Origin of the sequence: Candidatus Angelobacter sp. (assembly GCA_035607015.1) — a bacterium.
Taxonomy (GTDB): Bacteria; Verrucomicrobiota; Verrucomicrobiia; order Limisphaerales; family AV2; genus AV2.
Genome location: DATNDF010000356.1, coordinates 1 through 11,129 on the forward strand (window position 1 = coordinate 1; position 11,129 = coordinate 11,129).

Genomic DNA, 11,129 nt, shown 5'->3' on the forward strand with positions numbered 1-11,129 from the left:
CTTTACCGACGAACGATATTTGTGAGCAAATCAATACGGGTCGATTCAAATCGCGTTCCCGCAGGTCGAGTCCGGATTTCGTTCGCCCTTGCCCTGCCGCAGCGCGTTCCTATAATGCGCCGGTGCTCGACATCAAACTGATCCGTGACCGGTCCGACCATGTTCGCGAACGCCTTGCCACGCGTGGTGGAGGGGACGAGATCAGGATAGATGAGGTGCTTGCGTTAGACGAGCAACGCCGCAAGCTGCTTGCGGCGGCCGAGGGTCTAAAAGCGCAACGGAACCGCGCGTCGAAAGAAATCGGCGCGCTCATGGGGCAGAAAAAGACGACGGAAGCGGAGGCCCGGAAGACCGAGATGCGCGCCATCGGGGACAAAATTGCCGAACTCGACAAAGAAGTTGAGGATGCGGAGAGGCGGCGGGAAGAGATCCTTTTGCGCCTGCCGAACATTCCGCACCAGTCCGTGCCCATTGGCAAGTGTTCGGCTGACAACCTGGAAGTGCGCCAGTCTTCGATGGCAAAAAGGGACTTCGGAGAGTTCACACCAAAACCGCACACGCAGTTGTGCGAGAAACTGGGGTTGGTGGACTTTGAGCGGGGCGCCAAACTTTCCGGCAGTGGGTTCCTGCTTTACGCCGGCTGGGGTGCACGGCTCGAACGAGCATTGATCCAGTTTATGCTCGACGTTCACACGGGTAATCACAATCCGGGCAGCGGCGATCATCCCGAACCGTGTTACAAAGAGATTTCACCACCTTACATCATCAATCGTGATTGCATGATTGGTGTCGGACAGTTTCCCAAGTTTGAAGACCAGGCTTATGCTGTGCAGGAGGGGCTGGATAAAAACACGATGGGCAAACTTTATTTGCTGCCGACTGCGGAAGCCCCGGTGGCCAACATTCACCGAGGGGAAGTCCTGAAGGAAAGCGATCTGCCTATCCGGTACTGTGCTTACAGCCCTTGCTTTCGAGCAGAGGCGGGCGCCGCCGGTGTGGGGACTCGCGGTATGATCCGCGTGCATCAGTTCGACAAGGTGGAATTGATCAAAATCGTAAAGCCGGAGGACGGTGACGCCGAATTGGAAAAGATGGTGCGAAGCGCGGAGACAGTCCTCAAGTGCCTCGGACTTCATTACCGCGTGGTCATGCTCTGCACGGGTGACATGGGGTTCGCCAGCGCCAAAACATACGACATCGAAGTGTGGGCGCCGGGGCAGGGGAGTTACCTGGAAGTTTCAAGCTGCTCGAACTGCGAAGACTTTCAGGCGCGCAGGATGAACTTGCGATTCAAGACGGAGGACGGTGAGAACAGGTTTCCGCATATCCTGAACGGCAGCGGCACGGCACTGGCGCGCGTGTTTGTGGCACTCGTCGAAACGCATCAGCAGGCAGACGGAGGCATCTCTGTCCCCGCTAGCCTCTGGCCCTACCTGGGCATGGACGCTGGAAACTGCCGCATCGGCAATTGATCGCGGACCCTCGCACCCGGTGAAAATTCTGATTGCCAGCAGCGAGGTGCATCCGTATTCGAAAACCGGAGGGCTCGCCGACATGGTGGGAGCACTTGCCAAGTCTCTGGCCAGAGCAGGACTGCAGGTTGACTGCGTGACACCGCTCCACCGGGGAATTCGGGAGAAGTTCCCGGACATTCATCCCTTTGACTGGCGCATGGATCTGCCATTGGGAGTTGACCTGGTCTCGGCGAGGCTCTTCAAGCGCGACTGGATTCCTGGCCTCACTGTCTATTTCGTGGATCAACCCGCATTTTTTCAACGGGACGCGCTATATCAGGAAGCCGGGGTCGATTACCCCGACAATGCTGAGCGTTTCATTTTCTTTTCCAAGTGCATCGTTCACCTGGCGCGCTACCTGCCATCGCAACCTGAGCTGATCCATCTGCACGACTGGCAGGTCGCGCTGGTACCGCTGCTGGTCAAACACCAGCGCGAAACTGAAGGGTGGGGGAGCGCCCCGGCAACCTGTCTGACCATCCACAATCTTGCCTACCAGGGCGTATTTCCCCGCTCCGCATACGATCTGACCAATCTCCCCGACAAATACTTCAGTCCGGATGGCGTGGAGTTTTACGGTCGCTTGAATTGTTTGAAGGCGGGCATCTGCTATGCGGACGCGATCACAACGGTCAGTCCCCGCTATGCACGCGAGATTACAACCGAGACATTTGGCTGTGGACTCGACGGAGTTCTGCGTAAACGACAGCGGTCGCTGGTTGGCATCCTGAACGGTGTCGATTATTCGGAATGGAATACCGACAAAAATCCACACCTGCGAAATCATTTCACGGTTCGCGACCTGCAGGGCAAGGATGCTGAAAAACTTTCCCTTCAGATGGATCTTGGCCTGCCCCATGCCGCCCGGACACCCCTGTTTGGCAGCATCACCCGGCTCGTGGACCAGAAAGGAAGCGATATTCTATTGGCGGCGTTGGAAGAAATGCTGTCTGCGGACATGCAATTCGTCCTCCTCGGCAGTGGGTCACCGATTCTTGAAAAAGCCTTTCAAGATCTCGCCCGACGGCATCGCGGCAAAGTCGCGGTCAAAATCGGTTACGACCACGCGTTGTCACATCGAATCGAGGCCGCCAGTGATTTTTATCTGATGCCGTCCCGCTTCGAACCCTGCGGCTTGAATCAAATGTACAGCCTGCGTTACGGGACCATTCCCGTTGTCCGGACCACGGGCGGGCTTGACGATTCCGTGATCGATCTCACGGAGGATCTGGAGCGCGCCAACGGAATAAAATTCTACGGTTACTCCTCCCGCGCTCTCGCCAAAGCGATCCGCAAAGCGCTGGCGCTTTACGATGCGCAGGAGTTGTTCCGCCGAATTCAGACCAACGGTATGTCTGTCGATTTTTCCTGGCAGCGGACGTCCGAGGAATATGTTGCGGTCTATCACCAGGCACTGGAAGCGGAAAAAAAGAACGGTTCGCACCCAACGCTAGAGAAATAAGCAACAGGGCCGGGATGACCGATTTGATATGAGTATAACAAACATTGTGCGAATTAGTGAGGCTTGTTTTTGAACCGATTACAAAGTCTGCATCGTTACGGTTCTTTTGTGAAAAGGAGCGTATCTCGGCCGTTGCTTGCATTCATTCTTCAGACTTAGTGCGCCGACCATCCAAATCGTGATCCAATCGGCCAGTAAACGAAGCAGTACTTTCCAATAACACTCTTGGCCGGGATGGCGCCCCACGCCCGGGAATCCAGGCTGTTCATGGTGTTATCGCCCATCACCAGGTAGGATTTTGGAGGAACCATCACACCGCCGGGTTTGTCGAGAAAATAAGGGGCAAGAAATTCGGAATTGACGTGACCTGAGTAATGACTCTCACGCGGTGGCTCTTTCGGATTGAAGGAATACACGGCGTCAAAACGCGGAACCGAAGCATCAAGGCGCCTGTCGTCGACAATGAGATGGCGATCACTGCCCATCTGCACGCGTTCGCCGCCGAGTGCGACCAGCCTTTTCACATAGAATTGATCATCGGGGATGTGAAAGGCTTCGCGCTGAGCTTCGGGTATGCCTTTGGTCTCAAACACGATGATTTCCCCGCGCTCTGGACGACGAAAATTGTAGGTCAGCCGGTCAACAAACAGATGATCGCCGGCAAACACTTTGGTTTTAAGGATGGTGTCGCCTTTGTGGTAAAGATGTCGAGGCTTCACGCCAGCGTAATCGAGCAGGAAGATATCCGATGGGTTTTCTGCGAAGCGCCTTGGCGGCAGTCCTTCCGGTGGCGACCAAATCGTGTACCAGTGGCCGCCTACTTTGAACCGCTGGCGTTTTATGAACGGTAAGAGGCCTTGCACGGGCTCGATTTGCTCCAACATACCGTCGGCTTGCGCCACTTGTTGATAGTACACATAACCGTTGAGCCAGTGCTCGAAGAACCGCCGGAGCGGCGTCGGAATTTCCGCGTTGGGCAGGTCGAGGAGATTCTCGGCGGTAATTCCGTAAAGCGTGGGCTGCATCGAGCCGGTCGGAATTTTGAACGGCTTGAAAAAAAACGTATGGATTCCCACCGCGGCAGCCGCCGCGACAAGGACGACCTCGACATTCTCTCTCAGTCGCTGGTGAGGATAAGGTCTTAGCCATCGAGCCGCCGCCCTCTCCAGGTCTGCGATCGGCCCGACGAGGAGCCTGGGGTCTGCGTTGACCGCGAGTTGTGAGCGGACTGCAAACACCGCGAGGGACATGTGTTCAAGCGCGTGCGGATCGAGTTGGTCGCGCTGCGCATTGACGATTCCGCGCACTTGCCTGCACAGATAGGATGCCCGTCGGACTGTGCGCGAGAAAAGCCAGCGGACAATCATGCGCTCCTTGCGCGTCAGCGGTAGCCCCAGCCAAAACGGCTCGAGGCGTCCTCCCTCCCGCCGATCGGCCAGAAAACGAAGCTCGCCTTTCCCACAACCTTTTCCTCCGGGAAATCCCCCCAGGCACGTCCGTCGTGGCTGTTCATTGTGTTGTCTCCAAAAGCGAGATAATGACGCGGGCGCACAACGAATTCGCTCGTTTCCTCCGGAAACAACGGAGCCAGATTCACGTAGGGCAGGTACTCCCTGCCGACGACTCCATTGACGTGCCCGGAAAAATGATCTTTTTCGGGAGGTTTTTTTGGGTCAAATCCGTAAACGTTCTCAAACCCAGGCGTTGAGGCATCGAGGCGTTTTCCATTGATAATGACGTGCCGGTCGTTGCCAATCCGGACGTGCTCGCCGCCCAATGCGACAAGCCGTTTGATGTAATGAGTGTTTTGGATGAGACCCGGGATGCCGGTTGACTCAAAAACAATGATCTCGCCGCGGCGCGGATGCCGGAAATTGTAGGTCATCCGGTTCACGAACAAATGATCGCCACTGACAAGTTTCAGTTTTACAAACTCCTCGTTCTTCTGAATCATCTGGCCATCTTCGAGACCTGCGCGTCTCGCAAGATCATCTGGAGCATCGGGCGTAAACCAAAACGTGTAACTCTTCCCTCCCACCCAGAGGGTCTGCTTGTTGATCAGGCCGAACTTTTTTGTGGGTTCAATTCTCAACTCTCCACTGGATTCTGCCACGGCGTCAAAGTAGTGAACCCCCGACCAGCAAAGCTGAAGGAACCGGTCGAAGCCCCCGGGGAACTTTACGTCCGGCCTGTTCCGCAGGTTTTCGGAGGTGATTCCCCACAACGTGGGCTGCGCCGAACCCGATGGGATGGCCATCGGCTGAAAGAAAAAAGTGCGCAAGGCCAGAACGACAGCGCCCGTGACGAGAAACACCTCGATGTTTTCGCGCACGGAAGCGCTCGGATACGGCTTGAGTTTCTCCCCAGCGACCTTTTCAAGTTGCTGCATCCGCTTCTCGATTTCATCGAGTTTGACACCCGAGCAGATTGCGGTGCGCAACTCACGCGCAACCTTGAGGGTTTCCTGAATCTCTTCCGGCGACAGCAGGTCCTGCTGGGCGTGAACAAGTTTGCGGACCTGACGGCACATATCAACAGCCTGCCGCACTTTCTTGGACAGAAACCACCGCAGAATGAGTGTTCCCATGTTATGCCTTTAATACCTCGATGAAAGCTTCCTGTGGAATGTTGACCGAGCCGACCGATTTCATCCGCTTCTTTCCCGCCTTTTGCTTTTCAAGCAGTTTGCGTTTGCGCGAAATGTCGCCGCCGTAGCATTTCGCAGTCACATCCTTGCGCAGGGCGCTGACCGATTCGCGAGCGACCACTTTTCCGCCGATGGCCGCCTGGATGGCCACCTGGAATTGTTGCCTCGGAATGACTTCTTTGAGTTTCGCCGCCAGAGCCCGTCCCCTGCTCTCGGCCTTGCTGCGATGCACAATGCACGAAAACGCGTCCACCGGCTCGCCGTTCACCAACATGTCGAGTTTCACCATGTCCGATTCCTGATATTCTTCGCGTTCGTAGTCCATCGAGCCGTAACCTCGGGTGAGACTTTTAATGCGATCATGAAAATCAATCAGGATTTCGTTCAACGGAATACGGCTCGTCAACATCACCCGCCGCGGGTCCAGAGTTTCGGTATGGTCGACGGCGCCGCGCTTTTCAGAAATCAACGCCATCATGTCGCCGATGTATTCATTCGGGCAAATGACGAACGCCCTGACCATGGGTTCCGCGATCTTTTCGATGAAGTTGGCTTCCGGCAGATAGGCCGGGTTGTCGATTTGCTTCAGGGATTTGTCCGTCATGGTAACGTGGTAAACCACGCTCGGATAGGTCGCGATAATGTCCATGCCGTATTCGCGCCGCAACCGCTCCTGGACGATTTCCAGATGCAGCAAGCCAAGGAATCCACAACGGAACCCGAAACCGAGCGCCACCGAACTCTCTGGTTGAAAAACGAAAGCAGAATCGTTCAGTTGCAACTTGGCCAGGTTGGTTTTCAAGTGCTCGTAGTCGGCCGTGTTGATCGGATAAATACCGCTGAAGACCATCGGATGAACCTCCTGAAAGCCATGCAACGCCGGCGAGGCATGCCGCGCGTCTGTAATCGTATCGCCCATCTTCACTTCCTCGGGGCTTTTGATGTTTGCTGTGATGTATCCGGTCTCACCGGTTTCGAGTCTCTCGCGAGCGTAAGGTTTTGGATTGAAGCTGCCGACTTCTTTCACTTCCACGGTCTTGTTGGAATGCAGGAGCTTCACCTGCATGCCCGGTTTTAACTCGCCATTGAACACGCGGACGTGCGTCACCACACCTTTATAGGTGTCGAAGTAAGAGTCGAACACCAGGGCCTGTATGGACGGAGCGCCGGTGGGCTTTGGGGGCGGGATACGCGCCACGATGGCTTCCAGAATATCGTCAATGCCAATCCCTTCTTTCGCGCTGGCAAGGATCGCGCTATCCGCCGGAATCGCCAGTATGTCCTCCAATTGTTGCCGGGCCAGGGCGACATCCGCGTGAGGCAGGTCAATTTTATTGATGATCGGAATGATCGCCAGGTCCTGCTTCATTGCAAGGTGAACGTTTGCGACCGTCTGCGCCTCGACACCCTGCGCGGCATCAACAATCAGCAACGCGCCCTCGCAGGCACTCAGGCTGCGTGAGACCTCGTAGGTAAAATCCACGTGACCCGGCGTATCTATCAGATTCAATTCGTACGTCTCTCCGTTTTTCGCCTGATAAAGCATGGTAACCGGATGTGCCTTGATGGTAATGCCGCGCTCACGCTCCAAATCCATTGAATCGAGCAATTGATTCTGCATCTCACGGTCGGAAATCGTACCGGTCCGGTGCAAAAGGCGGTCGGAGAGCGTCGTCTTCCCGTGATCAATGTGGGCGATAATGCTGAAATTGCGTACGTGCTCTGCGTCCATCCGGTGATCCAGTTTTTAATTCAAACTTGAAACCAACAGCCGCGAGAAGATACCGGCGTACCCTCCCAAGAAAAAGGGAATTCTGTCCGCAGATGGTTGGAAACCCGCAACGGATTCAGACCCGTCTTGTCAGTGCAACGCCCTGCCTGAGCAGCGCGTCGGCGTTGGCGTCTGTCCTGCCCTCGGCATAAATCCGCAGGACAGGCTCCGTTCCAGATCCCCGCAACATGAGCCACGAGCCATCGGCGGCGATGAACTTCACGCCGTCGAAGGCCTTCACGTCGGCGAGCGGCGAGCGAAGTAGTTTCGCGGGCGGATCAGTCTGGCAGAGCTGCATCAATGCGGAGCGCTTTTCCAACGGGAAATGTGTGTCAATACGCGCATATCGGTGCGGGCCGAAACTCTTTTCGAGGCCGGCGATGAGTCTGTTGATCGATTTGCGCTCGGTCGCCAGCAGCTCCAGCAACATCATTCCAGCCAGAATGCCATCCCGTTCCGGAATGTAATCAGGAAATCCAATGCCACCACTTTCCTCAAAGCCGAGCAATACACGGCCCTTCATCATTTCGGCAGCGATGTATTTGAACCCAACACTGGTCTCGACCAATTCCATGCCGTAAGCCGAGCAGATTTTATCCACCATCGAGGTCGTGGTCAGCGCCTTGACGACCCGTCCCCCGGCTTTTCGGTTCACGATAAAATGCCGCAACAACAGGCAGATAAGTTGATGCGTCGAGAGCGGATTGCCGTGGCCATCCATGCCCCCTACCCGGTCGGCGTCGCCATCGGTCACGAGACAAAAATCGTGCGGATGCTTCTTGAGAAACGCCGTGCTCGGACCGTAATTCTTCGGAATCGGCTCGGGATTGATGCCGCCAAAAAACGGGTTGTGCGCCGCATTTAACGTCGTGACTTTGCAACTGGTTCCAGCAAGCAGGGCGTCGAAACACCCGGCGCCGACACCGAACAGCGGATCGTGCGCGAACCGCAGCCCCGACTTGGCGATCAGTTCCAGATCAACAAGTCTCCTGATTGCCACATAATGGGCGGGACGAAGGTTTTTGACGAGAACCCGGCCTTGTCGAATCGCGTCGTCGAGTGGAACAGAACGAACCGGATTGTGATTCAGGATCGCCTCAACGCCCCGGCAGACCTCCGGTTCTGCAGAACCGCCATAGTTCGCCTTCAATTTGAACCCGTTAAACGCGGGCGGATTATGGCTCGCCGTTATCATTACGCCACCGACGGCGCGTTGCTGGCTGACGGCAAGGGAGACGGCGGGCGTGGGCGTGGGTTCAGAGGTTAACGTGACCTGGAAACCATTTCCGGCGAGAATTTCCGCGGTCCGGCGGCCGAACTGGTCGGACAGGAACCGCCGGTCGTAACCCACGACGGCCTTCCGCGCCGTTCCTGGGGACGGATTGCTGGTCCAATAATCGGCAGTCGCCTGAGCCACGCGCTCAACGTTGCTGAATGTGTAGTCCTCCGCGATGACCGCGCGCCATCCGTCAGTGCCAAACTGGATCCTGCCCATAATTTCAGTTTGTGGCCGGCGACCGTTCGTCCACGATCTTTTGCATTTTTCTCAACGCCCACTTGATATTTCGATGTTTGAAAAGTCCCGTGCCGCTGACAAAAGTATCTGCCCCCGCGTGAGCGCAATCGGCGGCAGTTTGAAAATTGATGCCGCCGTCCACCGTAATGCGGTACTCTAACTTCCTCTCCCGCCGCCACGAGTGCCCCTGCTGTATTTTCGGCAGGGTCTCGGTGATGAAAGCCTGGCCTCCGAACCCGGGATTGACTGTCATGATGAGCAGCGAATCAATCTGATTCAGAAACGGCTCCACGTGGGGCATCGCCGTGGGTGGATTGATTGCCAGGCCGACTTTCTTCCCCAGGGATTTAATCTTCCACAGCAACGGCGTGACGCGATCGCCCAGTTCAACATGCACGGTCATCTGGTCGGCTCCGGCTTTTGCAAATGGTTCCAAAAGTATCTCCGGGCGCGAACACATCAAATGGACATCCAGGAACATCTTCGTCAATGGCCTCAGTACCCGCACAACTTCGGGGCCGAAGGAAATGTTGGGAACAAAATGGCCATCCATGATATCCAGGTGCAACCACTCAGCCCCGGCCTTGTCCGCCCGGTGGGTTTCCGCGGCCAGCCTTCCGAAATTCGCGGCCAGCAGGGACGGTGCAATAATCATGCGCCAAAGCATACCGGACCGGGGCCGATTGAGGAAAGACGGAATGCAGAGATGACCGAAGAAAAAAACGCGCGCTCGTCAGTCCGTCGCGTTTCCTTGAATCAGGCGGTCGCCGGTGCCGCGGCGCCGCCGAGCCCGGGGTCGAGTTTCGGCGGGGCCGGTTTGGGGATCTCCGGCAACGGAGTGACCGCCTGTGCTCCGGATGGCGGGTCAACCTGCGGTGTCGGCGGCGGGGGCGTAAATTTGCCGGTTCGCACGATTTCCTCCACTTGCTGACCGTCCAGTGTTTCGTATTCGAGCAGGGCGTTGGCGATCACTTCCAGTTTGTCGCGATGGCTGTTGATGAGTTCCTTTGCGCGTCCATAGGCCTCGTCAATGAATCGTTTGACCTCGGCATCGATTTCTTCTGCGGTTTTCTCGCTGTAATCCTTGGAGCGCATCATATCCCGGCCAAGGAACACGTACTCCTGCGTCTCGCCGTATTGAATCATGCCCAGCCGCTCGCTCATGCCCCAATGCATGACCATCGCCTTCGCGAGTTGGGTCGCCTGCTGGATATCCATTGCCGCGCCACTGGAAACGTCGTCAATGACGAATTCCTCCGCAATCCGCCCCGCCATGGTCATGATGATTGTATCCACAGCTTGTTTCTTCCGCATGGAGAGAACGTCCTCCTTGGGAAGCGACATCGTGGATCCGAGCGCGCGGCCGCGGGGAATGATCGTGACCTTGTGCAGCGGATGAGTGTGTTTGAGAAGAACATTCACCAGCGCGTGCCCCGCCTCGTGCCATGCGGTGGCGCGCTTTTCCTCGTCCGACATGGCCAGGCTGCGCCGTTCGCGACCCCAACGGACTTTATCACGGGCCTCTTCCAGTTCCTTCATGCCCACGGCCTTCTTGTTGGTGCGCGCCGCCAGCAACGCGGCTTCATTCAAAAGATTGGCCAGTTCCGCGCCGGAAAAACCCGGAGTGCCGCGCGCAATCACACTCAAGTCCGCCGTCGGTTCCAGTTTCACATTCTTCGCATGCACCTTGAGAATGGCTTCGCGGCCTCGAACGTCGGGCAGATTCACGGTGATCTGCCGGTCAAACCGTCCCGGCCTCAGCAGCGCGGGGTCCAGCACGTCGGGACGATTCGTCGCGGCGATGATGATGATCCCCTCTTGTGTGTCAAAGCCGTCCATTTCGACGAGCAGCGCATTGAGGGTCTGTTCGCGTTCATCGTTGCCGCCGCCCAGGCCGTGTCCCCTGCTCCGCCCCACCGCGTCTATTTCATCGATAAAAACCAGACATGGCGTGTTCTTACGGGCCTGCTCAAACATGTCGCGTACGCGGCTGGCTCCCACGCCGACGAACATCTCAACAAAATCCGATCCGCTGATGCTGAAAAATGCCGCATCCGCCTCGCCCGCGATCGCTTTGGCGAGCAATGTTTTTCCGGTGCCCGGAGCGCCCACCATCAGGATCCCCTTGGGGATGCGACCGCCGAGCTTTTGGAATTTCTTGGGATCTTTCAAAAACTCGACCAGTTCGGACACTTCCTCCTTGGCCTCATCCACGCCGG

General features: G+C 56.6%; 8 protein-coding genes. 2 read left to right on the plus strand and 6 right to left on the minus strand.

Features of this window, described 5'->3' with window-relative positions; translation table 11 throughout:
* The first annotated feature begins 122 nt into the window (after nt 1–122).
* Nucleotides 123–1,472, plus strand: a complete 1,350-nt coding sequence (gene serS, locus VN887_14255) for a serine--tRNA ligase (protein ID HXT41170.1) — start codon at nt 123–125, stop codon at nt 1,470–1,472.
* A 19-nt stretch (nt 1,473–1,491) separates the two neighbouring features.
* The gene (glgA, locus tag VN887_14260) at nt 1,492–2,976 is read left to right on the plus strand and encodes a glycogen synthase GlgA (GenBank protein HXT41171.1); all 1,485 of its coding nucleotides are present in this window, start codon (nt 1,492–1,494) and stop codon (nt 2,974–2,976) included.
* A 155-nt stretch (nt 2,977–3,131) separates the two neighbouring features.
* Here glgA and lepB (VN887_14265) read toward each other — a convergent pair whose 3' ends face one another.
* The 6 genes from lepB (VN887_14265) to ftsH form a co-directional block, all read right to left on the minus strand.
* The gene (lepB, locus tag VN887_14265; GenBank protein HXT41172.1) at nt 3,132–4,283 is read right to left on the minus strand and encodes a signal peptidase I; all 1,152 of its coding nucleotides are present in this window, start codon (nt 4,281–4,283) and stop codon (nt 3,132–3,134) included.
* A 74-nt stretch (nt 4,284–4,357) separates the two neighbouring features.
* Nucleotides 4,358–5,563: a signal peptidase I gene (gene lepB, locus VN887_14270; GenBank protein HXT41173.1), complete on the minus strand. Its 1,206-nt coding sequence runs from the start codon at nt 5,561–5,563 to the stop codon at nt 4,358–4,360.
* A 1-nt stretch (nt 5,564) separates the two neighbouring features.
* Nucleotides 5,565–7,355, minus strand: a complete 1,791-nt coding sequence (gene lepA / locus VN887_14275; GenBank protein HXT41174.1) for a translation elongation factor 4 — start codon at nt 7,353–7,355, stop codon at nt 5,565–5,567.
* A 115-nt stretch (nt 7,356–7,470) separates the two neighbouring features.
* Nucleotides 7,471–8,889 (minus strand): phosphoglucomutase/phosphomannomutase family protein, encoded by a 1,419-nt coding sequence (locus VN887_14280; protein HXT41175.1) that lies wholly within the window; start codon nt 8,887–8,889, stop codon nt 7,471–7,473.
* A 4-nt stretch (nt 8,890–8,893) separates the two neighbouring features.
* Complete coding sequence (rpe, locus tag VN887_14285) at nt 8,894–9,565, minus strand: ribulose-phosphate 3-epimerase (protein HXT41176.1); 672 nt, start codon at nt 9,563–9,565, stop codon at nt 8,894–8,896.
* 101 nt (nt 9,566–9,666) lie between these two features.
* The coding region (gene ftsH / locus VN887_14290) for an ATP-dependent zinc metalloprotease FtsH (protein ID HXT41177.1) at nt 9,667–11,129 on the minus strand (1,463 nt) is incomplete at its 5' end.